At 59.5% G+C, this 26,069-nt stretch carries 20 protein-coding genes; 12 read left to right on the plus strand and 8 right to left on the minus strand.

Going from position 1 to position 26,069, the window contains the following annotated elements:
* Window positions 1–23 precede the first annotated feature (23 nt).
* Together LEPTO7104_RS0106845 and mdh are read right to left on the minus strand one after the other, a co-directional pair.
* Window positions 24–3,290: a valine--tRNA ligase gene (locus LEPTO7104_RS0106845; RefSeq protein WP_017297812.1), complete on the minus strand. Its 3,267-nt coding sequence runs from the start codon at window positions 3,288–3,290 to the stop codon at window positions 24–26.
* 310 nt (window positions 3,291–3,600) lie between these two features.
* A complete protein-coding gene (gene mdh, locus LEPTO7104_RS0106850) occupies window positions 3,601–4,569 on the minus strand; it encodes a malate dehydrogenase (protein ID WP_017297813.1) in 969 nt (322 codons plus the stop codon).
* Between the two features lie 291 nt (window positions 4,570–4,860).
* On the opposite strand from mdh, the gene LEPTO7104_RS33040 reads away from it, so the two are divergent.
* The gene (locus LEPTO7104_RS33040) at window positions 4,861–6,195 is read left to right on the plus strand and encodes an EAL domain-containing protein (RefSeq protein ID WP_017297814.1); all 1,335 of its coding nucleotides are present in this window, start codon (window positions 4,861–4,863) and stop codon (window positions 6,193–6,195) included.
* A gap of 45 nt (window positions 6,196–6,240) precedes the next feature.
* On the opposite strand, the gene LEPTO7104_RS0106860 is transcribed toward LEPTO7104_RS33040, so the two are convergent.
* Complete coding sequence (locus LEPTO7104_RS0106860; protein ID WP_017297815.1) at window positions 6,241–6,750, minus strand: host attachment protein; 510 nt, start codon at window positions 6,748–6,750, stop codon at window positions 6,241–6,243.
* Between the two features lie 285 nt (window positions 6,751–7,035).
* The gene (locus tag LEPTO7104_RS0106865; RefSeq protein WP_017297816.1) at window positions 7,036–8,361 is read right to left on the minus strand and encodes a PhoH family protein; all 1,326 of its coding nucleotides are present in this window, start codon (window positions 8,359–8,361) and stop codon (window positions 7,036–7,038) included.
* Between the two features lie 337 nt (window positions 8,362–8,698).
* On the opposite strand from LEPTO7104_RS0106865, the gene LEPTO7104_RS0106870 reads away from it, so the two are divergent.
* From LEPTO7104_RS0106870 to LEPTO7104_RS0106890, 5 genes are all read left to right on the plus strand, one after another.
* The gene (locus LEPTO7104_RS0106870; RefSeq protein ID WP_026072448.1) at window positions 8,699–10,513 is read left to right on the plus strand and encodes a proline--tRNA ligase; all 1,815 of its coding nucleotides are present in this window, start codon (window positions 8,699–8,701) and stop codon (window positions 10,511–10,513) included.
* Window positions 10,514–10,549: 36 nt separating this feature from the next.
* Window positions 10,550–11,446 (plus strand): LmeA family phospholipid-binding protein, encoded by an 897-nt coding sequence (locus LEPTO7104_RS33045; protein WP_017297818.1) that lies wholly within the window; start codon window positions 10,550–10,552, stop codon window positions 11,444–11,446.
* A gap of 52 nt (window positions 11,447–11,498) precedes the next feature.
* On the plus strand, window positions 11,499–12,191 hold the full coding sequence (locus LEPTO7104_RS0106880) for a GerMN domain-containing protein (protein WP_017297819.1): 693 nt from the start codon (window positions 11,499–11,501) through the stop codon (window positions 12,189–12,191).
* A gap of 35 nt (window positions 12,192–12,226) precedes the next feature.
* A complete protein-coding gene (locus tag LEPTO7104_RS0106885) occupies window positions 12,227–12,619 on the plus strand; it encodes a hypothetical protein (protein WP_017297820.1) in 393 nt (130 codons plus the stop codon).
* Between the two features lie 127 nt (window positions 12,620–12,746).
* A complete protein-coding gene (locus LEPTO7104_RS0106890) occupies window positions 12,747–13,376 on the plus strand; it encodes a DUF8166 family protein (protein WP_017297821.1) in 630 nt (209 codons plus the stop codon).
* Window positions 13,377–13,495: 119 nt separating this feature from the next.
* On the opposite strand, the gene LEPTO7104_RS41565 is transcribed toward LEPTO7104_RS0106890, so the two are convergent.
* Window positions 13,496–15,256: a DUF4394 domain-containing protein gene (locus tag LEPTO7104_RS41565; protein ID WP_017297822.1), complete on the minus strand. Its 1,761-nt coding sequence runs from the start codon at window positions 15,254–15,256 to the stop codon at window positions 13,496–13,498.
* A gap of 357 nt (window positions 15,257–15,613) precedes the next feature.
* A complete protein-coding gene (gene cobS, locus LEPTO7104_RS0106900) occupies window positions 15,614–16,345 on the minus strand; it encodes an adenosylcobinamide-GDP ribazoletransferase (RefSeq protein WP_026072449.1) in 732 nt (243 codons plus the stop codon).
* A gap of 296 nt (window positions 16,346–16,641) precedes the next feature.
* On the opposite strand from cobS, the gene LEPTO7104_RS0106905 reads away from it, so the two are divergent.
* Complete coding sequence (locus LEPTO7104_RS0106905; protein WP_017297824.1) at window positions 16,642–17,097, plus strand: hypothetical protein; 456 nt, start codon at window positions 16,642–16,644, stop codon at window positions 17,095–17,097.
* Between the two features lie 95 nt (window positions 17,098–17,192).
* Here the strand turns inward: LEPTO7104_RS0106905 and LEPTO7104_RS0106910 are convergent, their stop codons facing one another.
* Window positions 17,193–19,076: an alpha-amylase family glycosyl hydrolase gene (locus LEPTO7104_RS0106910; protein WP_083887018.1), complete on the minus strand. Its 1,884-nt coding sequence runs from the start codon at window positions 19,074–19,076 to the stop codon at window positions 17,193–17,195.
* 547 nt (window positions 19,077–19,623) lie between these two features.
* Between LEPTO7104_RS0106910 and hetL the strand changes: the two genes are divergently transcribed.
* Window positions 19,624–20,337, plus strand: coding sequence for a heterocyst differentiation pentapeptide repeat protein HetL (gene hetL, locus LEPTO7104_RS0106915; protein ID WP_017297826.1), 714 nt, complete (start codon window positions 19,624–19,626; stop codon window positions 20,335–20,337).
* Between the two features lie 60 nt (window positions 20,338–20,397).
* Here hetL and acsF read toward each other — a convergent pair whose 3' ends face one another.
* Window positions 20,398–21,474: a magnesium-protoporphyrin IX monomethyl ester (oxidative) cyclase gene (gene acsF / locus LEPTO7104_RS0106920; RefSeq protein WP_017297827.1), complete on the minus strand. Its 1,077-nt coding sequence runs from the start codon at window positions 21,472–21,474 to the stop codon at window positions 20,398–20,400.
* Window positions 21,475–21,735: 261 nt separating this feature from the next.
* On the opposite strand from acsF, the gene LEPTO7104_RS0106925 reads away from it, so the two are divergent.
* From LEPTO7104_RS0106925 to LEPTO7104_RS0106940, 4 genes are all read left to right on the plus strand, one after another.
* Window positions 21,736–22,485: a biliverdin-producing heme oxygenase gene (locus tag LEPTO7104_RS0106925; RefSeq protein ID WP_017297828.1), complete on the plus strand. Its 750-nt coding sequence runs from the start codon at window positions 21,736–21,738 to the stop codon at window positions 22,483–22,485.
* A 168-nt stretch (window positions 22,486–22,653) separates the two neighbouring features.
* Window positions 22,654–24,051, plus strand: a complete 1,398-nt coding sequence (gene hemN, locus LEPTO7104_RS0106930; protein WP_017297829.1) for an oxygen-independent coproporphyrinogen III oxidase — start codon at window positions 22,654–22,656, stop codon at window positions 24,049–24,051.
* A 183-nt stretch (window positions 24,052–24,234) separates the two neighbouring features.
* The gene (locus LEPTO7104_RS0106935) at window positions 24,235–24,825 is read left to right on the plus strand and encodes a 4Fe-4S single cluster domain-containing protein (protein ID WP_017297830.1); all 591 of its coding nucleotides are present in this window, start codon (window positions 24,235–24,237) and stop codon (window positions 24,823–24,825) included.
* A gap of 29 nt (window positions 24,826–24,854) precedes the next feature.
* Window positions 24,855–25,979 (plus strand): NAD(P)H-dependent flavin oxidoreductase, encoded by a 1,125-nt coding sequence (locus LEPTO7104_RS0106940; protein WP_017297831.1) that lies wholly within the window; start codon window positions 24,855–24,857, stop codon window positions 25,977–25,979.
* Window positions 25,980–26,069: the final 90 nt, after the last annotated feature.

Here is a 26,069-nt window from a genome sequence, read left to right on the forward strand (position 1 = left end):
TGTCTCCGCCCCGTTGGATACCCCTACAGCATCGCCAGCCGCGACTTTAAAATCGCGGCCTGGGCCTCAGATTCGGCCAGGGAGTCGCGCGCCCCCTGCACCACCTCAGCCGGGGCCTTATCCACAAAGCCAGCATTGCTCAGCCGCCCCGAGAGCGATTTGATTTCGGCCTCTACCTTGGCCAGGTCTTTCTCCACCTTGGCCCGCAGAGCATCCACATCGACTACCCCGGTGAGGGGAATCAGCACCTGCACGGTGCCGGTCACCCCGGCGAACAGTTTCTGGGGCGGTTGAGCAGAGGTTTCTGACGCCAAAGGCTGAGCTGAGCGGCCACCCTCGCCGGTTTGGGTCGGGGGCACCAGAGTCAGCTTCGGGGTCGTAGCCCTTGGCGCAGCATCGTCTGGGCCAAAAATATTGCGCCGCCAGGTTTGGTAGCGTTGGCCAAGCTGCTGGCGATCGCCTTTAGTGAGCAAATTCCGCCGCACAAAGTTAAACACAAACCACAGGCCCACCAGCTCCATCAGGGTGCCAAACACGGGGGTGGTATCGACCGCCGTCACCAAGGCTCCGCCGAACTTCAGCAAGACCACCGCCGCAAAAATCCACAGCAGCGTAAATGCTGGCCGACGAATATCGGCAAAGAACGACCCGGTGTAGTGCAGGGGTTGCTCTAGCAGGGGCAGCATGCTGTGCCAGAAGTCTTGCACCTCCGCCACCACGGGGTTGCTGCTGAGATTTTCTGGAGGCTTGGCTGGTGAATTGACTGGTGAATTAACTGCGGCCCTGGGTGAATCGGCCCCGGCCTCAAGGGCATGGGCGGTGGAGACAGGCTGCTTGCCGCCGAGAATCACCAGGGTATCGATTTTGCCCAGATCTTTTATGTAGCTGGCGGTGGCGTGCAAAATGTGGCGCTCGTCGGCGCTCTCACTTTCCAGAATGGTCTCAATCCGCAGGCCGGGCTTGATGCCCGCCTCGGCCCGCAGGTTGCGCACCGTGCGCACCGTGTTGAACACTAGGGCAAACTGCTGCTCCAGGCTGTCATCCACCAGGCCGTCAAAGGCGGTGGGGTAGGGCTGCACCGCCAAAAACTGGTCGTCGCCCACCTGGGTCAGGGTGTGCCACACCTCTTCGGTAATGTGGGGCATAAACGGGTGCAGCAGCTTGAGAATGCCGTCGAGCACAAAGGCCAGGGTTTGCTGGGCCACCCGCCTGGAGGCGGGGTTGTCGCCCTGCAGGCGCGGCTTGACCAGTTCAATGTACCAGTCGCAAAAATCGCCCCAGGTAAACTCATACAGTTCCTTGGCGGCTTCGCCCATGCCGTAGGTATCCAGATGGCCGCGCACGCTCTGCACCACCCGGTTAAAGCGCGACAGAATCCAGCGATCGCTCAGCTCCAGCTGGGTCGGGTCGGGTACGCCCAGATCGACAGAGGACTGCCCACCCAGGTTCATCATCACAAAGCGGGAGGCGTTCCACAGCTTGTTGGTGAAGTTGCGGCTGGCTTCGACCGAGGCCGACTCGTCGGTGGTGCGATCGTACTCCAGGCGAATGTCTTGCCCAGCTCCGGTGACCTCGCGAATCAGCGTGTAGCGCAGGGCGTCGGTGCCGTACTTGTTGATTAGCACCAGCGGGTCGATGCCGTTGTTCGACGACTTCGACATCTTTTTGTTGTTTTCGTCGCGCACCAGGCCGTGAATGTAGACAGTCTCGAAGGGCATGGTGTCGGTAAAGTGCCCCGCCATCATGGTCATGCGGGCCACCCAGAAGAAAATAATGTCGAAGCCCGTGACCAGGGTGGTGGTGGGGTAGTAGGTCTGAAAATCTTTGGCCGATTCATCGGGCCAGCCCATGGTCGAGAAGGGCCACAGACCGGAGGAAAACCAGGTGTCGAGCACGTCGGGGTCGCGGGTCAGGGTCACCCATTCGCCAAACCGCTCGGTGGCCTTTTCCCTAGCTTCCGCTTCCGTAGCAGCAACGAAGAATGGGGTATCGTCGGTGATGTCGCCGCCGGTTTCACTCACCGCATACCAGGCCGGAATCTGGTGGCCCCACCAGAGCTGGCGCGAGATGCACCAGTCTTTCAGGTTGACCAGCCAGTCGCGGTACACCTTAGTCCAGCGATCGGGCACGAACTTGGGCGACTGGCGATTGTCGAGATAATCTAGCGCGTTGTCAGCCAGGGGGCGAATCTTGACGAACCACTGGGTCGAGAGCAGCGGCTCGACGGGCACCTTGCCGCGATCGCTGTAGGGCACCGTGTGGTGGTAGTCCTCAATGCGGACCAGAAAACCCTCCTCATCCAGCCGCCGCACCACCGCACTGCGGGCCTCAAAGCGATCTAAGCCCTCAAACGGCCCGGCATTCTCGTTCATGGTGCCGTCTTTGTTCATGACGGTAATCATGGGCAGATCGTGGCGCTGACCCATGGCAAAGTCGTTGGGGTCGTGGGCAGGGGTGACCTTCACGCAGCCGGTGCCAAACTCCGCATCCACGTACTCGTCGGCAATTACTGGAATTTCGCGGTTCACGATCGGCAGCATCAGGGTTTTGCCGACCATATCCCGGTAGCGATCGTCGTTGGGGTTGACCGCCACCGCCGTGTCGCCCAGCATGGTTTCGGGCCGGGTGGTGGCCACCTCAACGTAGCCCGAGCCGTCGGTAAAGGGATAGCGGAAATGCCACAGGTGGCCGTCTACCTCCCGCTGCTCCACCTCCAGATCCGACACCGCCGACTGGCTGGCCGGGCACCAGTTGACCATGTAGTTGCCCCGGTAGATCAGCCCCTCGTCGTAGAGCTGGGTAAAGGCCGTCAGCACCGCAGTGTTGAGTCCCTCATCCATGGTGAAGCGCTCGCGGCTCCAGTCAACCGAAACGCCCAGCTTGCGCAGCTGGTTGACGATGGTGCCGCCCGACTCAGCCTTCCATTCCCAGGCCCGCTCCAGGTAGCGATCGCGCCCCACATCCTCCTTGTTCAGCCCCTCCGCCTGGAACTGGCGATCGAGAATGGTGCTGACCGCAATGCTGGCGTGGTCGGTGCCGGGCAGCCACAGGGTATTGCGCCCCGCCATCCGCTGGTAGCGCACCAGGGTATCGATCAGCGCATTCTCAAAGGCGTGGCCCATGTGCAAACTGCCGGTCACATTCGGCGGCGGAATCACCACGCAGAAGGGCTCGCCCGGATGGTCGGGGTCGGCCCTAAAGACCTGATTTGCTTCCCATTGAGTTTGCCACTTCGTCTCAGTCTGAGTGGGGTCGTACTGGGCAGAAAGCGTGGGAATGGAGGCCGTCATCGCAAAACCTGGAGCGTGGAACCGTGCTAACAGACAGTGTACCTATCGATTCTGCCATTTTAATAACTGTTGCACCGTGGCTTGCGATCGCCCCACCCATCCCAGCCAACGCTACCAACCTGCCCCCCCAGCACAGCAAGCCAAACGTAAGCCTACTCTCCAGCCAACCCAAACCCCTACCCCACCCTCCCACTAACGCACCAACGCACCAGCGCTCTGACGCACCAACCCACCAACGCCCAAAAATTCTTCCCTGTAAATTTTGAACTTTGAACTTTGAATCTTGCCCTTTACCCTCCACACCCCACCACTACCCCCCCAACAACGCCAAAGCCCCCCGCAGCTGCTCCTTAACCGCCGCCGCCGATCGCCCCAGCGCCGCCTGCTCCTCTGCCGTTAGCGACAGCTCCAGAATCTCCTCTACGCCCCCCTGACCCAGCCGACAGGGCACCCCCAGGTACAGATCGTCGAGCCCGTACTGACCCGTCAGGTGGGCCGCCAGGGGCAAAATACGCCGCTGGTGCCGCAGCATCGCCTCCACCATCACGCAGGCGGAAGAAGCTGGGGCGTAGTAGGCTCCGCCCTGCTTGAGCAGCTGCACAATTTCAGCGCCACCGTTACGGGTGCGATCGATTAGCTCCACCAGGCGATCGGCGCTCAGCAGCTCGCTCACCGGAATACCGCTGACGGTGGTGTAGCTGGGCAGGGGCACCATCAAGTCGCCGTGGCCCCCCAGCACCATGGCCGACACATCTTGCGGCGGCACCCCCAGCTCCCAGGCAATAAAGCGCTGAAACCGGGCCGAGTCGAGCACCCCGGCCATGCCCATCACCCGCTGGGGAGCAAGCCCGCTGGCCTTCCAGGCCAGGTAGGTCATCACGTCGAGCGGGTTGGTAACCACAATAATGCTGGCCAGAGGCGACACCGCCAGCGCCTGGTGCACCGTTTCGATCACAATTTTGCCGTTCACCTGGGTGAGGTCGTCGCGGGTCATGCCGGGGCGGCGGGGCAGCCCGGCGGTAATCACCACAATGTCTGAGTTGGCGGTGTCCTGGTAGTCGTTGGTGCCGACGATGGTGCGGTTGTGGCCTTCGCTGCCCGCCGCCTGGGCCAGATCCAGTGCCACCCCCTGGGGCCGACCCGCCACAATATCGATCAGCACCACGTTGGCCAGGTTGTGCTCCAGCAGGCGCTGGGCCAGGGTGCTGCCCACGTTGCCAGCCCCCACCACGGTAACCTGGCTAGACGGGCGAGCAGAGGAAGCGGGGTAGGCAGTCATGGGGTTTTTAAAAATAGAAGAGGGAGTAGCGATCGCTGACCAACAGACACTACATTAGAGTGCCCCAGCTGGTTGAGAAGGCGAGTGGCGTCGCCCATATTCTGGCGGATGCCGGACGGGTTAGAACCTGATTGTTGTGATTTAGATCATGGCTGAGCGTGACCCGTACACAACTCATCTGTGATTGGCCAGGTGTTTTGGAAAAGCTTACGGACACTTTACAATCTGGCCATAGGTGACTCCCAGGAAATAGGAGATGCTAAGACATAGCCTCCGAAAATCGTTCCTGCCATGAAAAATGCCACTTCCCTAGCCAGTTTGTTTGCGGCGAAGGGGCCAGCCGCCCCAGAAGTCATCTCTCCAGAAGCCGACAGCAGTGCCCTGGTAGCCGACATTGCCGTGTCGCCCGAATGCAATATTCGGCTGTTTAGCGCCGGAGAAACCATTTTTGTAGAGGGAAGTTCTGCCGACCGGGCCTACATTATTGAGTCGGGATACGTCGAAATTTTTGTGGGTGCTGGGGAAGACTCTCTCCAGCTAAACGTGCTAGGGCCGGGCGACATTTTTGGCGAAATGGGCATTATTGACGCCTCACCTAGGTCGGCTTCGGCCAAGGCCCTTTGCCCCTGCCGCTGCATCGTGGTGTCTGCGGCTCAGGTGGCCGAGCGGATTGAGTCGTCGTCGCCGATGGTAAGGCTGTTCATCTCCATGTCGCTGCACCGCAACCGGGCCTACAGCGCCTACCTCAAAACCCTGTCCGATCCTCAAATTGGCCTGCCCAGTCCGGCCGTCACCGAAAAATCCTACGTTAAAAATCAGCAGTATCAGCAAATTTTAGAAGATATTAAGCTGGAAGCCGATCTGCAAAATGCGGTGCGCAATGACGAGCTTTTTCTCATGTACCAACCGCTGTTTAATTTGAGCGATCAAAAAATAATTGGGTTTGAGTCTCTGCTGCGGTGGCAGTGCCCCCAGCGCGGCCTGGTAGGCCCCCAGCAATTTATTGCCATAGCAGAAGAAACATCGCTGATCTTACCCATGGGCGATTGGATACTAGAGCATTCCTGCGCTGACCTGAAGCGCTTCCAAACCCAGCTCGATCGCCAAGCACAAAAAAATACCAACTTCTTTGTCAGCATCAATATTTCGGTGCGGCAGTTTCAGCAGCCCGACTTTTTTGATCGGCTGATGGACTGTACCCAGCGCCACGGGGTGAGCGCCCGCCAAATCAAGCTAGAAGTGACCGAGCGCATTTTTTTAGACGAGGTAGAGGCCATTGACTCGATTGACAAATGCCGTGCCGCCGGGTTTGAGGTTTCCCTTGATGACTTTGGCACCGGCTACTCCAGCCTCAACTACCTAGAGCGCTGCGAGATCGACTGCCTTAAAATCGACAAGTCATTTATTCAAAAGCTGTGCAGCAGCGATCGCGCCAAAATTTTAGTGGGTTCTATCATTGACATCGCCCGCCAGCTGGGCCTGCCCACCGTGGCCGAGGGCATCGAAACCCCCAGCCAAATGTCCGCCCTGCAAGCTATGGGCTGCGACATCGGCCAGGGGTTTTTGTTTAGTCACCCCCTGCCCTTCACCGAAGCGCTGGCCCTGATGGAGCAGCCGTTGCGGTGAAGGGCCGCCTCGAACTGGCTTAGCGGTCTCGGGGGCATGGCGCTGTTACCGCCGCACCCTAACCGTGGCCATCGCAACCTGGCGATTGGGCAACAGGCCCTTTTGAGCCAGATACTCTTGCAGCTGTCGGGGCTTCATTCGGCACAGATCTTTGGCCAGTTCCTGCACCTGAAATCGGCTGTTTGCCCCGGCCAAACACTCGCGCAAAATACCTAAAATTTGGGGTTCTGCCGCCAGCACTAAAGTGTTGAGATCGTGCGCTGCGATCAGAGCCTCTATCTGTGCCCCAATGGCCTGGGCAAAGCGACGCTCAAACTCCACCAGGTGATTGCCCCGATGATCGTCATAGCTGTGGCCTCGGCTGCCGTTGCCCCGGTTGCGCCCCGTTTTGGTATTGGCCCACAGGTCCTGGCCCGACATTTCTATAGCCGGGTTCGCCAGTTCGCAACGTTTAATTAAATCGGGGCCAGACTCTAAATCTGGGGTGGCCACAGGCTCTAAAGTTAAGAACCGAGCTTTGGCACCATCGACTACGGCTACGAGGAAGCGAGTCATAGAATCTCCCGTTGCTATTGGTTTGCTGGCGATCCTAACAAGTTATTTCGGGGCTTTGGGGACTGCGCATAAAGGTTAATCTGCGTTCAAAAAGGGTTAAGAAACGGGGGGCTCAGGGCGACTGTCTGTTTCTATTAATGCGGTTTGCCGTTGACTTGGATGGCGTTTTATTGCTGAACATGAAGGCCTCTCATAACTATGGCCGTGAGCGATCGCGCTGGCCCGCTTGGGCCGCCCTTTGCCCATCGCGCCACAGCCGGGCCGTCTAAGTCATCGCGATAGGCACTACAGCAGCAGCGCCGCCCGCTCGGCCAGGCTCGATCGCTCGCCTTTGGTGAGGCTAATGTGCGCCGCCAGCGTTTCGCCCTTAAACCGCTCGACCACGTAGGTGAGGCCATTGCTGGAGGCATCGACGTAGGGGTTGTCGATCTGCTCGGGGTCGCCCGTGAGAATGATCTTGGTGCCCTCCCCGGCGCGGGTGAGAATGGTTTTGACCTCGTGGGGGGTGAGGTTTTGGGCTTCATCGACCACTAAAAACTGCTTGGGAATCGATCGCCCTCGAATGTAGGTGAGCGGCTCGATTTGCAGTAGGCCCTGGTCGATCATTTCCTCGTGGCCGCGCCGCCAGTGCTCGGGGCGACCGCGCATGTCCTGGGTGCCAAAGATCAGGTCAAAGTTGTCGTAGAGGGGCTGCATCCAGGGGTTGAGCTTGTCGCGAATGTCGCCGGGCAGGTAGCCAATGTCGCGGCCCAGGGGCACAATCGGGCGGGCGATCAGCAGGCGCGAGTAGAGTCGCTCGTCGGCAACCTTTTGCACCCCGGCGGCGATCGCCAGCAGCGTCTTTCCCGTGCCCGCCTTGCCCACCAGCGTCACCATCGAAATCGAGTCTTGCAGCAGCAGCTCAAAGGCAAAGCGCTGCTCGCGGTTGCGGGGCTGCACCCGCGATACCCCGGCGTGGGGCAGCTTGCTGAGGGGCACCAGCTTGCCGCTGCTGCCCTGCACCAGGGCTAGGGCCGTGTGGGCCGGGTTAGCCTGATCCACCAGGGTGACAGACTGGTTGGGGTAGAGAGGGATCTCCAGCTTCAGATGGCCATCCCCAAACATCTGGCTAATCGCCTCAGCGGAGGTCATCACCTCCAGGGTGCCGGTGTAGAGCTCGTCGTAGTCAATCTTGTCGGTTTCGTAGTCTTCGGCCACCAGCCCCACGGCATCGGCCTTGATGCGCAGGTTGGTGTCTTTGCTGACCAGCACCACGGGCATGTCGTGGTGGTGCTTGTACTCCAGAGCCACCGCCAAAATAGCATTGTCGCCCTGGTCCCCCTCTAGCTCGGCGGGCAGCTGGCGCAGGGTATCGCGGTGGCAGAGCGCTACCTTGAGGGTGCCGCCCTGCTCTAGATCAATCCCCTGCACCAGCGAACCCTGCTGGCGCAGCTCGTCCAGGGTTCGCGATACGTAGCGGGCGTTGCGACCCGTGTCGGCGGTGCCTTTCTTGAAGCGATCGAGCTCTTCAATAATAGTGATGGGCAACACCACATCATTGTCCTCAAACCTGAACATTGCCATGGGGTCATGGAGCAATACGTTGGTATCGAGGACGAATACTTTTTTCATAGATTAGGGGAACACGTGGGACGGTAGGCCTGGCGCAAAGAGGCGTTGCAGGTGCCCCGCTGGCGCGGGTTTGCTTCCTGGCCAGGGCTATTTTCAGGAACGGTGGGGTAGATGCCGCAGCCTGGGAATACAACAATTCTGTGGATTTTAGGGGCAACGCCCCGGCAACGATTCTAGAATGGCTGTCTAGACACTGTAGCGGATTTCTTTACCATTCCTGAAGGCGGCTCTGGCCGATTGGGTGCAGCCTAGGCTATAGAAGGGCCGACCGTCCTCGTTTACTATGCTCTATGAGTCCTCCCCGTCGAGCACTCTCCGTTCCTCCTTGGAGACCCCCATGCGTCTATCCCAAATGCTGTTTGTCACCCTGCGGGAAGAACCGGCAGAGGCCGAACTCCCCAGCCACAAGCTGCTGCTGCGGGCGGGCTACATGCGTCGTATTGCCAGCGGGGTTTATGCCTATTTGCCCCTGCTGTGGCGAGTGCTGAACAAAGTCTCAGATATTGTGCGCGATGAAATGAACGCCACTGGCGCTCAGGAGTGCCTGCTGCCCCAGCTTCAGCCCGCCGAGCTGTGGCGCGAGTCGGGTCGGTGGGAGACCTACACCAAGGCCGAAGGCATTATGTTTTCGCTGATCGATCGCCGTCAGCAGGAGGTCGGTCTCGGCCCCACCCACGAGGAGGTAATCACCGCCGTTGCCCGCGACATGGTTCGCTCCTACCGGCAGCTGCCCCTGCATCTGTACCAAATTCAGACCAAGTTTCGCGATGAGATTCGGCCCCGCTTCGGCCTCCTGCGCGGGCGCGAGTTCATTATGAAGGACGGCTACTCCTTCCACACCGACGAGAGCAGCCTGAAGGCCACCTACCAGGAGATGTATACCGCCTACAGCAACATTCTGCGCCGCTGCGGGCTGGAGTTTCGGGCGGTGGATGCGGATTCGGGGGCGATCGGGGGATCGGGCTCGACCGAGTTTATGGTGCTGGCGGAAGCAGGCGAAGACGAAGTGCTCTATACCGAAGACGGCAAGTACGCCGCCAACGTGGAGAAAGCGGTCTCTCGCCCGGCCGATGCGGTGCCCTCTACCTTTACCAAATTTGAAAAGCTGGAGACCCCCAACACCCCCACGATTGAGTCGCTGGCCAAATTTCTCAAGTGCTCGCCCACCCAGATCGTCAAGAATGTGCTGTACCAGGTGGTATTCGACAATGGCCGGGTGCTGCTGGTGCTGGTCAGTATTCGCGGCGACCAGGATGTCAACGAAGTCAAGCTGACCAACGAACTCACCAAGCTGGCCGCTGACTACGGCGGGGCCGCCGTCATCGCCCTGGGCGTGCCCGATGCAGAGGCCCAGCGCCAGTGGGCGGCAAAGCCCCTGCCCCTCGGCTACATGGCCCCGGACCTGGGCGATGACTATATTGAGGGCGGCAAGGATATGGAGCCTAAGTTTCTGCGGCTGGTCGATCGCACCGCTGAACCTCTCAAAAACTTCGTCACCGGCTCCAACGAGTCGGGCTACCACACCGTGGGCGGCAGCTGGGGCAAGGAGTTTACCCTGCCCAAAAAAGTTGTGGACGTGCGCAAGGCGGCGGCGGGCGATCGCGCCCTGCACGACCCCAGCCAAACCCTGCAAACCGCGCGGGGCATTGAGATTGGCCACATCTTTCAGCTCGGCACCAAATACTCCCAGGCCATGGGGGCCACCTACACCGACGAAAACGGGGCCGAGCTGCCCCTGGTGATGGGCTGCTACGGGGTCGGCGTGTCGCGCCTGGCCCAGGCGGCGGTGGAGCAGTCCTTCGACAAACACGGCATTGTCTGGCCGGTGGCGATCGCGCCCTACCAGGCGATCGTGGTGATTCCCAACATGGGCGACGATCTCCAGGTCGAAGCCGCCAAGGCCATCTACAAGGAGCTGCTGGCGGTGGGGGTCGAGGCCCTGCTCGACGATCGCGACGAGCGGGCCGGGGTCAAGTTCAAAGACGCCGATCTGATCGGCATTCCCTACCGCATTGTCACCGGGCGGGCTTTGGGCGACGGCAAGGTCGAGGTGGTCGAGCGGGCCACGGGCATTGTGCAGGAAGTGGCCCTGGGCTCGGTAGTGGCCCTGGTCAAGGGCTGGATTGATGACGAATTATTGGCCAGCCGGTAGCGCCTACCCCATCCCAACTACCCCGCAGGACAGGTCATGGAACTGATCACGATTCTTCTCTCGACCCTGTTGGGCGTAGCGGCTACGGGGGGCGTGGTGGTCGATACCCTGGCCGAGACCGCCCTGCGCGGCCAGCTGGCCGGGGCCGAAGACCTCCAGGTGCGGATCGACAATGTGCCCAACTACCAGCTCGCCAACGGCCGCATTGAGCACACCCTGATTGCCGCTCGCGGGGTAGAAACTCGGCAGCTGCCCGGTCTGCGCATTGACTCGATTGATTTGGAAACCGACCCGGTGGATGTCGATCTGGGTCGGCTGCGGCGGGGGGAACTGGTGCTGGATCGACCGGCCCAGGCGGCCCTGCGCCTGCGCCTCAAAGACGACGATTTAAATGCGTTCTTTCAGTCGCCCCTGGTGCAAACCTGGCTCAACACCCTAGAATTTACCCTGCCGGGGGCGGCGGGCGCGCGCGAGCAAAACCGCTACGGCCTGGCCAACCCATCGCTGAGGTTTTTAGAGGGCGATCGCTTTCGCATCCAGGTCGATCTCCAGGACCGAGTCACCCAGGAAACCATTCCGATCGAGATCGACCTGGGGCTGAGCGTTCTCAACGGCCATCGGTTTGCCCTGGTGGATCCTACCATTACCGTCGATGGCGAAGAGACCCCGCCCCAGCTGCTCGAATCCTTCGTGCAGGGCGCTCAGGAACAGCTCACGCTGCGACGGCTAGAGCCCCTGGGCGTGATCGCCCGCGTGATCAACTTTAAAGTGCGTGACAATGAGCTAGATATGGCCATCTTTGCCAGAATAGAGCCAACCTCTCCTTTCCTGAGGCGCCAAGTCTCAACGCGCCAAATCTCAACACCCCAGATCTCAACACGACAGATCTCAACACGGCAGACCGCTCAAGCAGCTGTCACCCCTCTTCCCTAGGTTGACCTGGGGTGATCTAGGCTAGGATTATGACCCCGTTTGGTAACGTACCATGCACTACAGAGACAAGCTAAGGCAAATTCCCCTCGGCATTCTGACCGGGTTAACCACCCTAGTGCTGGCATCGGGCGGGTCCGTTGCCTGGTTTACCTGGCATGCCCTCAACCCCACGCCCCCGGTAGCAGAGTTTCCAAAAATCGACATCGAAACCGACCCCATGCTGTCGCTGCCGAAGGTCGCAGATCCAGTAACCGCCCCCAGCGCCGAGCCAACGGTCCCCAAAGACACCGTAAACCAGCCCGCCGCCGCTGAGGTAAGCGGCCAAATCTACTGGCTCAAGGATGAAGGGACAAACCTAAAGCTGGTGGCCCAACCCATCACCGTCGCCGCCGATGCTTCCCCGTCGGAGCAGGTGACCACCGCATTTAAAGATCTGCTCTCTAAGGCGGGGGACCCCAGCCAGGAGGCGTTTACCACCATTCCCGAGCAAACTGAGCTGATCGCTGCCACCGTAGAAGCAGACGGCGTTCATGTTGACCTGTCCGGCAGCTTTGAAAGCGGCGGCGGCAGCGCAGCAATGGTAGGCCGCCTGGGGCAGGTGATCTACACCGCCACGGCCTTTAATCCCGATGCCCCGGTGTGGATTTCTGTGGACGGTAAGCCGCTCACCCTGCTGGGGGGAGAGGGCCTTGAAATTAGCCAGCCCATGACCCGCAGCGACTTTAATGAAGGGTTTCAGCTGTAGATCGGCCATTCACCCCAAAGCCACAGGCCAGCTAAATGAGATTTGTCCTGGAGCTGCTGTTTCTCGGGTTTACCCTGGCTGGAGCTGAGACCCTGCACGGTATTTTGCGCAATGCGGTTGTCGCCCCCAGGCTTGGCACGAAAAAGGCAAAGCAGGTTAGCCTGATCAGCGGTACGTTGATTCTGTTTGCCATCTGCTATTTCTGGATTCCGAGCCTGGGTATTGACTCAGTGGGGGGGCTGTTGGCCGTGGGTCTCTTCCTCGCTATTTTTATGGGGCTGTTCGATGTCGTGCTGGGCCGCTATTTAATGAAGCTGCGGTGGAAGATGGTGCTGCGGGATTTTGATCTAAGGCAGGGCAACTATTTGCTAGTTGGTTTGCTGATTTTGAGCGGGATTCCCCTGATGGTCATGAAACTGCGGGCGTGATGAAAGACTGGAAAATTTACAGGCCCATAGCTCTACTCAGGTGTTCTGAAGGTTTGACCCGCCCCAAGGGGCCGTCGGTGGCTAAAAACCCACTACAATAAGTACCCATGTTCTGCTAGAGCGTGCTATGGATTTGTTTACTCCGGCTCCAACCCGCTGCCGCCTCGGCAAAGTGGTAAAGTCCAACTCCCACTGCGACTATGTCGTGCAGGTTGACGATGCCCAGGATGTCTGCTCGCCGCCATCGCCTGAGGACTGTGGTTTTGGCCAATTTGTCAGCTTTGACAGCGATCGCCACTGGGCCGTAGGTCTGGTCTACAACTCGCAGCTGTTCAATCCGCTCTTCTTCAACAGCGGCCCCCGGCTCTCCAGTGAGCCCGACCCCCTGTTTACCCCCGACCTGGTACAGGAAACCCGCACGCTGCTGGGGGTAGTACTGATCGGCAGCATGGAGGGCAAAAATGGGAAATTCCACGGCAAGCAGGGCATTCCCCAGGTGGTCGTGCCCGCCAACACCTCGGTTTACAAAATGCTGCCGGAGCAGATTCACAGCTTCCACTGCAATGATCAGGGGCAGACCCAGTTCAGCTACTACAGCCATCTGCTGCGATCGGGGGGCATGTTTGCCGCTCAGCTGGCCCAGCAGGTGCTGGCGGAGCTAGTGGAGAGCGATCTATTTACCGGGGCCGACCAAAAGGCGCTGCTGGTGCTGGGCAAAGAGCTGAGCTGGAAGAATACGCTGGGCGCAATTCGATGACAGTTCGGTGACAGTTAACTGGGGAAGGCGATCGCGTCCTTCAGAAACCGAGTTTCTACGGCTATAGTTCTGGATTGGGTGCATAGCATAGGGAAGAAACCCGGCTTCTGCGCGGAGCCTTAGACCGATAGTGCTGCGGCGATCTCGGCCTGTAAACCACCGATCACGCTGTTGATGTCAGCCTGAGGCAGCAGCGCATCGAGGGCCACACCTTCGGGAACCGTGATGCCGAGGGCAGCCAGGCTGTCTGCATTTAGAGATGGTATCTCTAAGGTCATCAGCAGGTCGCCCAGGCCGCTCAACAGAGCTTGACCGCCGGGAAGATCGGCGGCGATCGCCCCCAAATCCAGACCCACTGAATTCAGCAGGTCGTCTCCGCTGCCAGCCGCTGTGTAACCAGCTTTGGGATCATCACCCAGGGCACCTCCCAATGGGTTAGACAGCGCCACAAATCCAAGAAGATCGTCAGTTTCTGCACTAAAGGTGCCCAGGCTAGTTGCGGCCCCGGTGCCGAGATTAATGGCGTACAGCATGCCGTCAGAGGCGGCAAAAGCCGAATTCTGACCGTCAGGGGTGGAGAAAATGTCAAAGCCACCAACAATATCAAAATCAATTCCCAGGTCTCCCACCGTGACCAGGGTGCCGTCGTTGGGGGGGCTTTGCAGCAGCAGGCTGTCGAGCAGCGGATCGATGTCGTACAACGCTGTGCTGGTGGTGCCCGCAAAGGAGTTGGTATAGGCTGCGGCAGTGATGTTGGGGTTAACCCTGGCATTGGCATCGCCATCTCCAAAGGCCAGGGTGCCATCAACCGTTACATCTCCAGTATCCACATTGATGCGGAAGTTCTGGTCGTTGTCGCCCACCAGCCGCAGGCGATCGGCTACGGGGTTGAAGTCAAAGCCCGATACTACGCCGCCCCCAAAGGGTATCGACAGGGTACTGACCAGGGTAGCTGCACCGCTGCTGGTATCAATGGTGTAGAGGCTGTTAGCGGTGGTGAGGCCATAGAGCAAGCCGTCGGCGGGGCGCACATCAATGCCCAGCAGAGTGCCCTCCAGACCAGTGACCTCCAGAGAGCTAACTTTGTCGGGGTTAGCGGCGGTAAACCCTAGCAGGGTGTTGCTGCTGGTCAGCGCCAAAAAGTCTGGGGCCAAGGGCGCAGTATCTATCGCCGCTAAGCCAAGCAAATTTCCGCTATTGCCCAGGTCGAGGGTGCCCAGGCTAGTTGCGGCCCCGGTGCCGAGATTAATGGCGTACAGCATGCCGTCAGAGGCGGCAAAAGCCGAATTCTGACCGTCAGGGGTGGAGAAAATGTCAAAGCCACCGACAATATCAAAATCAATTCCCAGGTCTCCCACCGTGACCAGGGTGCCGTCGTTGGGGGGGCTTTGCAGCAGCAGGCTGTCGAGCAGCGGATCGATGTCGTACAACGCTGTGCTGGTGGTGCCCGCAAAGGAGTTGGTGTAGGCTGCGGCAGTGACGTTGGGGTTAACACTGGTATTGGCATCGCCATCTCCAAAGGCCAGGGTGCCATCGACCGTCACGTCACCAGTATCCACATTGATGCGGAAGTTCTGGTCGTTGTCGCCCACCAGCCGCAGGCGATCGGCCACGGGGTTGAAGTCAAAGCCTGAGACTACGCCGCCCTCAAAGGGAACTGACAGGGTGCTGACCAGGGTAGCTGCACCGCTGCTGGCATCAATGGTGTAGAGGCTGTTAGCGGTGGTGAGGCCATAGAGCAAGCCGTCGGCGGGGCGCACATCAATGCCCAGCAGGGTGCTGTCTAAGCCGGTGATGGAGGTAGATGTCGACTGGCTGAGGTCTGTGGTGTCGATGGAAATGAGCGAATTGTTGTCAGTCAGAGCAATAAGACGTTGCATGGGTGTCCTCATTTATAGATGCAGGATCGAACGTTGAAAGGGCTTTCAATTGCCGTGAGCGCGCGGGTACTACCCATCCAGCGGAGCCAGTAGCATTGACTACTCGCCACAATGTAGGACTCAGCCGGTGAAGGCTCAGCCTGACAGTAGTGCAATCGAATCAAATGCTCTCAACCCGAGGGCCTTTCAGGCACGGGTCAGCTGGGGATAGAGCCTGCCCCCGCTGGCGGGTGCGGTGTCAAACAAGCACTTGTCTGACACCGCATCACTCACAGTACGGAGATCAGATTTAATCGGTTTCTATATCTAAAGGAATAGTTTGACTAGGGGATGAAGCCCACCTAGAACAATTCGGGCCTACGCCATGGTGACCAGGCAGAGCAGCAGAGCTTCAGTCCATTCCACGATCGCCCCATAGGTGTCGCCCGTGTGTCCCCCCAGACGCTGGTGCAGCCAGGCACCAAGCGCAACGGACAGCACGAGTCCCCCGATCAGACTAATGCCGATGAGCAAGCGCTGATCGGGGTGTCGCCACAGCCAAGCGCCGTGCAGCACCAGCGCCAGCGTTAGCCCTAGTAGCCAGTCCTGGGGCGATCGCCTGTGCTGCCGATGCAGTGCACCTTTGCCCTCGGCCCGCAGGTAGGGGTAGCGAGCGATCGCCACCACCTGGCCCCAGCGCCCCCACACCATGGCCGCCACCAGCACCCAGCCGCGCCCCGTAGCCAGCTCGGCCAGGGCCAGGGTTTTAAGGCCGAGAATCGCGATCGCAGCCATCACCCCAAAGGCCCCCGTATGGCTGTCGGCCATCACCGCCAATCGCCGCTGTGGGTCCATCATCGCCAGCCCGTCGGCGGTATCCATCGCCCCATCCAGGTGCAGGCCCCCGGTCAGCCACACCCCCAGCCCAATTACCAGGGCGCTGCGGGTCAGCGGGGGCATACCCAGCTGAGCCAGGGCAAAATCCACCGCCACCAGGCCTAGGCCCAGACCCAGGCCCACCACCGGAGCCAGCGGGGCAATGCCCTCAAAGCGCGGCTCCCACCCCGGCGGCAGGGGCAGCTTCGTATAGAACAATATGGATCCTCCCAGCCGGGCAAACCAGCCGGGTCTGGGGGTCGTCTCGCCAGGTCTCGCCGGAGGCAAAGGGCTCACGGATCCACCTCTTCGCTGTGAAAAAACATTTCAGCAATCTTACGGAGACTTCAGCATTCTGGCGGAATGCTTAACCCCCGGGCCTTTGGCAAAATTAGCTCAGGGTTTTCCACAGAGCTAAGCCATTGCCGGGCAGATCATTCCCAGCAATATCGAGTATCGTGGATATAGACCCACTGGAGCGATCGCCACGAGGTTTGCTCCACCAGCTAACGTAGCGTGGTTAAAAACCCATGAATCGCGAGCGTGCCAGCAATTTGAGCATCCCCGCTCCCTGCCTGATTGATAGCGGGATCGTCATCAACAAAACCGACATGCTCAGGCTGCTGCAGGACCTGGGTCAGGTGCGTTACCGCCACTTTCAAGACAGCATTCCACTCTCCGAAGGCCAGGGTCTGGTCATGGAAGTTTTTGCCGACAGTCAGCAGGCCACGCTCGTGGCTAATCATACACTTTATATCAACGTTTACAGCTTTGATTGCCTAGAAATTGGCAAAACCGATACCGACGGCAATCATTTCGATCTGGTACAAGACAACCGACGGCTGCGCCTGATTCCGCTGTCTGACCCCATGCACGACCACATTACGCGATCACTCAACACCGCCGCCCTAGAGGCCATGGTCGCCGACGCCCTCTCCGCCAGCTGGGACGCCTGCCTCGACGACGATCGCAACTTCCTAGAGTAGATTTTCCCATTTTTGCAGCCCCGTCAATTCAGTCAATTCAAAAGAAGCGGTGTCCTAAATTAGGGCACCGCTTCTTTTAGATTGGCAGCTTGGCTTTACAACAGCGTTGGCATGCTGTCGTCCTGGGCCGAGTTGGGCTTGTTGGTAATCCACACCGACTGGTAGGGGGCTAACTCGTAGACCGCTCGATCATCGGTAAAGCGGTAGCCGCTGATCAGGTCGTACCAGTCGTCGGTGCTGACCAGGTTAAGATCGCTCAAGCGCAGCTCCTGGGGCTGGTCGCTCAGGTTGTGCACCGAGAAAATGCTCTGATCGCGGGTCAGGCTCTGCCGCCAGAAGGCAAACAGCGCCGGATTCATCGGGTGCAGCGTATACTGGGTGGCGTTGGGGTGGAAGGAGGTCTGCTGACGGCGAATTTTGATCAGCCGCTTGAGCTCATTCAGCACCTTGGCGTGGGCGGTGGTGGGGTTGGCCAGAGCTGTCTCCAGCGTCTTGAGATCCCACTTATAGCGGTTGATGGTGCGGTTGTGGCCTGTTTCCTCAACCCCTTCGGTATAGTTGTGGGTCGCCAGCAGGCTGTGAATATAGAAGGCCGGAATGCCCTCCAGCGCCATCATGATGGTCTGGGAGCAGAGAAAGCGCTCCACCTGCCACTGGTCTTCGCCCTTGACGGTGCCCTTGAGGGCGTCGAACAGCGAGATATTGATTTCATAGGGCGACTCGGTGCCGTCGGGGCGGCTGCGCATGCTGATTTTGCCGCCAAAGTTGCGCATGGCGGCAATCAGCTGGTCGTACTCGTCGCCGCTGAGCAGCCCTTCAGCCGGGCGCATACCAATGCCGTCGTGGGAGGCGGTGAAGTTAAAGTAGGCGCAGCCAATGGGGGCCGGCGGCATGCTCATCATCCAGGTTTTGAGGTGGTCTGAGCGACCCTGCATGAGCGCGTTCAGCAGCAGCGGCGGCAGGCTGAAGTTGTAGATCATGTGGGCTTCGTTGCGGTTGCCGAAGTAGCTCAGGTTCTCACGGTTGGGCACGTTGGTTTCGGTAATCAGCGAAATACCGGGGTCCACCAGCTGCAAAATCTCGCGAAACAGGCGCACTATGGCGTGGGTTTCGGGCAGATGGATACAGTTGGTGCCCTGCTTTTTCCACAAAAAGCCCACCGCGTCGAGGCGAATGTAGCGCGCCCCCGCCTCGACGTAGGAGAGAATAATCTTGACGTACTCGATCAGCACGTCGGGGTTTTCAAAGTTGACATCGACCTGGTCGGCGCTGAAGGTCGTCCACACGTGCTTTTCGCCCTCGGTAGTCTCGACCGGCGTGAGCAGGGGCGAGCTACGGGGCCGCACCACCTGAGACAGGTCTTCGCTGGGGTCGGCAGTGATGAAGTAGTTGCGGCCTGGCAGCTGATTTTGCTTGAACTGCTCAAACCACTCGTGCTGGCTGGAGATGTGGTTAATCACCAGGTCGGCCATCAGGTTGAAGTTGGTGGCAATACGCTTAATGTCGGTCCAGCTGCCCAGTTCGGGGTTGACCTTGAGGTAGTCGATGATGGCAAAGCCGTCGTCGGAGCTGTAGGGAAAGAAGGGCAGAATGTGAACGCCAGTAACGGTGTCGTACAGGTGGGTTTCGAGAAACTCAGCCAGCACCGACAGCGGAGCCCGCTTGCCATCGGTGATGGTGTCGCCGTAGGTAATCAGCAGAACGTTGTTGTGGTTCCACTTTTTCAGGTCTTCCCGGCCCGACGGGCAGAGGGTGTCTTTAATCAGGGCAAAAATTTCTGTGGTCAACCACTCGGCGGTTTCCGGGGGATAGACTTTTTCAAGGAGAGGCTTGATATTATTGGTCACGCGGCAGAAGGGTGGGCTATCTACAGGAATATCTAGCTTATTTATAGAGTAATTTTGAGGGGTCGTCTGGGTCGAAGCCCCCTGGTGCTGACCAGGCGCAAATTGCTTAGTGCGGTTTTTAGCTAGAGTCATATCAACCTACAGTTTTCGATAGTTGTTTACAGTAGTCTTGGCATCAAAACGCGACCGTCGATAGAAGCCTCTACCGAACGGCGACCTTTGATGGGCGATGTGTATTGAAGAGACGATTGTTCTCCGGCCAGGGAAACCGGGTTAAACCAGGATTGTTGTAGCCCTTGATCCAAGCGACCCAGGCAGCCTGTTTTGGCCCCAGAGTTTAGTTCGAGGACATGGGAGAGGGAGCGATCGCGAGCCTTAGAGGCCTGGCCCTGAACGTCACGGCTGGCACCCTATAAAGCCGCTTCAATCATCCCTAGCAGCAGCCCCCTAGTAACGAGTTTCAGATAGATGTGAAGGCAATGGTAGAACGGTGAACTATCGCGTTTGCGTTCCCCGCGATAGTTCTGATGGTGGCACAGGGAAGCAGTGAAGATCAGGGCCTGGCGGGGAAGTTCATCGCTTTTTAGGTATTTCTCTGGAGTCTTCACAAAGGCTTAAGCCCAGCGCTTTGTTGCACTCCGCGTACAGTACACTGCTGAGGTATTTGTGCGGGTGACCTATGGATGCGGAGGAACTGCTGGAGCGCTACCTAGGGGGCGATCGCGCCTTCGCTCACCTCAAGCTGGTCGAAATCGAGCTGCTGCAAACCAACCTCAGCGGCGCTGACTTTAGCCACAGCGACCTGCGCCAGGCCAGGCTGGGCCGCACCCACTTTAATCAGGGCGTATTTAACGGAGCTGACCTCAGCGAAGCCCTGCTGTGGGGAGCCGACTTTACCGAGACCCAGTGCCCCAAAGCCCAGCTGCGCGATGCCGATCTCAGCGGCGCAGTGTTTGTGCGCGCCAACCTGAGCGGCGCCAACCTGATCAAAGCCATTCTCTGCGGGGTCAATTTTCAGCAGGCCAATCTATCCCAAGCGCTGCTCATTGAGGCCGACCTGCGCCCCAGCTCCGACCAGCAAACCAGCCTGGCTGGGGCCAACTTGCAGGGGGCCAACCTCAGCTATGCCAGTCTGAGCGGCGTCCAGCTGGGCGCGGCAAATTTGACCGGGGCCAAGCTCTGCCGCGCCCAATTGGGCCAGAGCTTTCGCCCCGATGCGCCGAAAACCGATCTGAGCGGGGCCAACCTGCACGGGGCCGACCTCAGCTACGCCGACCTCACCGGGGTGCTTTTGCGGGGGGCAAACCTAGAGGGGGCCGACCTGACTGGGGCAACCCTGGCCCAGGCTGACCTCACCGGAGCGACTTTGCCAGAAGGTTATGGCGATCGCTAGATTGCGTGGAGGCGTGGGGGCGTGGGGGCGTGGGGCGTTACGCTCCTAGGCTAGCGGGGGTTAACGAATGGTGCCGCGCAGGGCTTCGGCATCTAGGGGCTTAATTAAATAGAGGCGGAGTAAGTCGCCGACGATGCCCAGCACCAGGGGAGCCTTGCGCAGCTGCTTTAGCCAGCCAGGGGCCGAGCTTTCCATCAGCTGCTTGATTTTGAGGTTGCGGGCGGCGGCCCGCTCCAGGCGGGGAAAGAACTGGGGATGGTCGACGTTTAGGTAAACGGGGAAAGCGCGGGCAGCGGTGTCGTTGGTTTTGCGCACGACCTGGGTGTCAAACTCGGTGGCGTCTAGGCCCAGCATTTCGTAAAATTTAGCCCGCTCGTGGACGGTCAGGCTGTGGGTGGCAAAGACCGAGAGCAGGAAAAAGCGGCTCCAGAGGCGGCCCTGCCAGGTTTGCCACATGGTGGGCTGCGATCGCACCAGCGCCTTAAAGATATCGCCGTGGCGGTTTTCATCCTGACACCAGCTCTCGAAGTAGTTGAACAGCGGGTAGAAGCTGTGTTCGGGATGCTGCTCCAGGTGGCGGTAGATGAGGATATAGCGCCAGTAGCCGATTTTCTCGGAGAGGTACACCGCGTAGACAATCCACTCCACCGGGAAAAAGGTGTAGGTGCGGTTTTTGGTCAGCTTGGCCAGATCGAGAGAGATGTGAAAGTCCTGCATGCACTTGTTGAGAAACCCGGCATGGCGAGCCTCGTCCCGCGCCATCAGGCTAAAAATTTCGGCCAGCACCGGGCTGCGGCCCTTGAGGCGACGCGACAGCTCCTTGAACAGCAAAAAGCCCGAAAACTCCGACACGCAGGAGCGCTCCAGGTAGTCAATAAAGGCCTGCCGCTCCTCTCCCTGAATGTGCTCCCACTCCTGCTTGAAGGAATCGTCGCGAATGAAGTGGTAGCGGTTGTAGTCGGCCCGCATTTCCTCCAGCATGGTCTGGATTCCTTCCGCCTCGCGGGACAGATCCATCGCGGCGGCTTGGTCAAAGTCGGTGGTGTAGAAGCGAGGCGACAGCAGATTTTCTTCGATCGCGGTCTTAATCGAGCTGTCACCGGGCTGAGGGGTTGACTTAGAAAGGGCAGTCACCATGGTTTTTCGGGCTAAACAGTTGAAAGCACTTTATCACTAAATAGCTATCAATAGTCAAGGACATCCGCCAGCACCTAATGCTGCCTGCGCGGGACGCGGCTTCTCAAGCTTATATCCAGGGGTAAAGGCGTGGACTCGTTCAACCCTGAGCAATTTAGGCTGCCCCAAAAGACACAAAACTTAAGCCAAAACGATTGACCAACCACTTAATCGCTGTATAGTGATTGAAAGATTTTAGCCTATTACCGACGAGGAATTGCTATGACTGACCTAGCTCAGCGACTGCGCGAAGGCACCCAAGCCTCCCATACTCTGTCTGAAAATACGGCCTTCATGAAGTGCTTTCTCAAGGGCATAGTCGAGCTGGAACCCTTCCGCAAGCTCACCGCTGACCTCTACTTTCTCTACAACACCCTGGAAGCCGAAATGGCCCGCCACCGAGACCATCCTGTGGTAGGACCCATGATTTTTGCAGAACTGCTGCGCACGCCCAAGCTGGAGGATGACCTGGCCTACTACTACGGCGATCGCTGGCAGCACGACATTGCCGCCACCCCCGCTGGGCTGCGCTACGTCAACCGCATTCTGGAGGTTTCGGCCAGCCACCCCGCCCTGCTAGTCGCCCATGCCTACGTGCGCTACATGGGCGATCTGTCCGGTGGGCAGGGGCTGCGTCACATTGTGCGATCGGCCCTGAGCCTGCCGCCCGACCGGGGGACTGGGCTGCACGAGTTTGACCAGCTGCCCACGGTGGAGGCCAAGCGCGACTTCAAGCTCAAGTACCGCGAAGCGCTCAATGCCCTGCCCGCCGATGAAATCCTGGTCCAGCAGCTGGTGGATGAGGCAAATCTGGCCTTTGCCCTCAACCGCAATGTGTTCCACGAGCTAGAGCCGGATGTGCGCGCGGCGGTGGGCGACCACGTGTTTGACCTGATCACCCGGCAGGATCGGCCCGGCAGCACCGAGCGGCACCCCCACCACGACATGGTTGCCCTGATGGCGACGGAATAAGCCAACCCTAGGGTGCATTGCTTCGCGAATGCACCGTTATGGCCGCAATGCACCACCTCCGCATCCTAGCGGTGCATTGCGGCTCAAAAGCCCAGCCTGGGGTGTTTAGCTCTGGTTGACAAGCCGCCGATGCACCCTACAAATCCATTTTGCCACCACCTAACTACCATGCTCTCCCTTGCCAAACCCGTTGTTTTTGACCCGGCGCTGCTGCACAAGTACAACCAGCCGCTGCCCCGCTACACCAGCTACCCGACTGCGACGGAGATGACCGAAGGCTTTAGCCCCAGGGATTTTGAGGCCGCGATCGCGATCGGCAACTACAAGCAAACGCCGCTGTCGCTCTACTGCCACATTCCCTTCTGCGAGTCGGCCTGCTATTTTTGCGGCTGCAATACGGTGATCACCCGCCAGAAGCGGGTAGCCAATGCCTATCTCGACTACCTGGAGCGCAACATTGCCCAGATGGCCCAGCGGGTTGAGGGCAGAAAGGTCAACCAGCTGCACTGGGGCGGCGGCACCCCCAGCTACCTGACCACAGCCCAGGTAGAGCAGCTGTGGAATGCCCTGCACAAGCACTTTGAGTTTGAGCCGGAAGCAGAAATCTCCATTGAGGTGAATCCTCGCGATCTGAATCGCGACTATGTGCAATTCCTCAAAGACTTGGGCTTTAGGCGGGTGAGCTTTGGCCTGCAAGACTTCAACCTTAAGGTGCAGGCGGCGATCAACCGCATGCAGCCCGAGGCCATGCTGTTCGATGCCATGGGCTGGCTGCGAGAGGCGGGGTTTGAAAGCGTGAACGTGGATTTAATCTACGGGCTGCCCTACCAAACCCTGGCCACCTTTCGCGACACCATCGAAAAAACCCTGCGCCTCGACCCCGATCGCATCGCCGTCTTCAACTTTGCCTACGTGCCCTGGCTAAAGCCCATCCAGAAAAAGCACATTGCCCCGGCTACCCTGCCCGGCCCCGAGGAAAAGCTAGACATCTTCCACATGACCATCGATCGCCTGACGGCGGCGGGCTATCAGTTTATTGGCATGGACCACTTCGCCAAGGCCGAAGATGAACTGGCGATCGCGCAGTCCCAGGGCCAGCTGCACCGCAACTTTCAGGGCTACACGACCCAGCCCGAATCTGACCTGCTGGGCTTTGGCATGACCTCCATCAGCATGCTCCACGATGTCTACAGCCAAAATCACAAGGGGCTGCGCGACTTTTACAGGGCGGTGGATGCCGATGTTCTGCCCCTAGAGCGCGGTGTGGTGCTGAGCCAGGAGGACATTCTGCGGCGGGCGGTCATTATGGAGCTGATGTGCCAGTTTGAGCTTTCCAAAGCCGCCATTGAGGAAAAATATCACCTCAGCTTCGACCAGACCTTTGACGACTACTTTGCCCGCGAACGGCAGGATTTACAGGCCCTGGAGGCCGATGGCCTGGTGCGGCTCACCCCCAACCACATCGAGGTGCTCCCCGCCGGACGGCTGCTGGTTCGCAACATTGCCGCCGTGTTTGACCCCTACCTGCGGAATCGCACCCTGCGCCAGTTTTCCCAGTCGGTGTAGAGCGTCCGTGCCTCGATCGGCTAGATACCCATCGGTTATAGCCATAGTCACGTTGGTTAGGACATCCAGAAATCCTATGAACGTCCAAACGTTTGAACGTTCATAGGAGACCTGTCTTAACCAGACTGGCCACAGCTATAGATCAGCGGATGAACCGCTCCCCGTTCTTTACCCATCTTTCCTATGGCCGCCCCCACCCGCCATCTCAACCTCATGGGCTACGTCAATCGCTCCCAGGTCAACGGCCCTGGCTATCGCGCTGTGGTCTGGGTGCAGGGCTGTCTCAGGGAATGCTCTGGCTGTTTCAATCCGGCCTCCTGGCCCTTTGAACCCAACCAGATCGTAACGGTAGACGAGCTGGTGGAGCGCATTCTGGCCGACCCCCTCAACGAGGGGGTGACCTTTTCTGGGGGAGAGCCCTTCTGGCAGGCCCCCGCCCTGGCAACGGTGGCCCGACGGGTCAAGGCGGCGGGGCTAAACACAATGTCTTTTTCAGGCTTTACCCTGGCTCAGCTCACCTCCCCTGGGGCGCCGCCGGGGGCGCAGAATCTCCTGGACCAGCTCGACATTTTGGTCGATGGTCCCTACGTAGAGGCTCTGGCCATCCACGACCCGACCTCGCCGGTATCCTCCCGCAATCAGCGGGTGCGGGTGTTTAACTCGGTCCTGCGCGATCGCATTTCCTGGGCCAGTGACCAGGTCGAAATTCACATTCTCAAGGACGGCAGCCGCATTGTCACCGGCTACCATGGCACCCTCGGCCTCGACGACTAGCACCATGCGCCCCTTCACCTATTTAATCCATGCAAACCCTCCCCTCCCTTACCATTGGCCGGCACACCGTTCCCTACCCCATTGTTCAGGGCGGCATGGGCATTCGCGTTTCAGGGGCTGGGCTGGCGGCGGCGGTGGCCAACGCGGGCGGCATTGGCGTCATTTCTGCCGTGGGGCTGGGGATGCGATCGCCCTACTTCAACATCGACGAGAAGAATCCCAAAACCCGCCAGGCCGAGTTTTTTGAGGCCAATCGCCTGGCCCTGATCGACGAGCTGCAAAAGGCCCGCACCCTCAGCCCTACCGGCATTCTCGGCGTCAATATTATGGTGGCGGCGCGGGACTACGAATGCCTGGCGCGCACCGCCGTTGACCACGGCATCAACCTGATCTTCTCCGGGGCAGGACTGCCCCTAACCCTGCCCGCCCTCACCGCCCATCGCCCCGAGGTGGCCCTGGTGCCCATTGTCTCCAGCGTCCGGGCGGCGCAGGTGATCTGCAAAAAGTGGCAGCGGCAGTTCCATCGCCTGCCCGACGCCTTTGTCGTTGAGAATCCTCAATCAGCGGGAGGCCACCTGGGCGCTAAGGTCGAAGAATTGGGCGATTCAGCCCTCAGCCCCGAGGTGGTCATTCCGGCGCTGAGGCGCTACCTGAGCGAAAATTTTGACTCTCCCATCGCGATCATCGCGGCGGGGGGAATCTGCGATCGCCCCACCCTGGCCCATGCCCTCGCCCTCGGGGCCCGCGGGGTTCAAATCGGCACCCGGTTTATCCCCACCCAGGAGTGCGACGCTGACTGGCGCTACAAGGAATTCCACCTCCACGCCAGACCAGAGGATGTTGTGCTGGTGCCCAGCCCGGTCGGGCTGCCCGGTCGAGCACTGCGCAATGCCTTTGTCGATCGGGTCAAGGCGGGCGAAATTTTTGACGAGCGGGAGCAGTGCTTCGCCAACTGTCTACAGGTCTGCAAATTCCGCGATCGCCGCGAAACCTACTGCATTCTCCGCGCCCTCGATCGCGCCAGCCGGGGCGACGTCGACAATGGGCTGGTGTTTGCGGGCAGCGCCGTGGGCCAGCCCGGTTCGCAGGGCCATGCGGCCCCAAAACGCATTCAGCCCGTGGCGGAAGTGATGGCGGAGCTGGTGGCGCAGTAGCCCAAAACGTAGCCAAAATCACAGCCAAAAACCAGAGCAGCCCCCAGTTTTCTGGGGGCTGCATATCTATTCGGTGCGGGAAGTCAGCGC

Source organism: Nodosilinea nodulosa PCC 7104 (assembly GCF_000309385.1).
Classification (GTDB): Bacteria; Cyanobacteriota; Cyanobacteriia; order Phormidesmidales; family Phormidesmidaceae; genus Nodosilinea; species Nodosilinea nodulosa.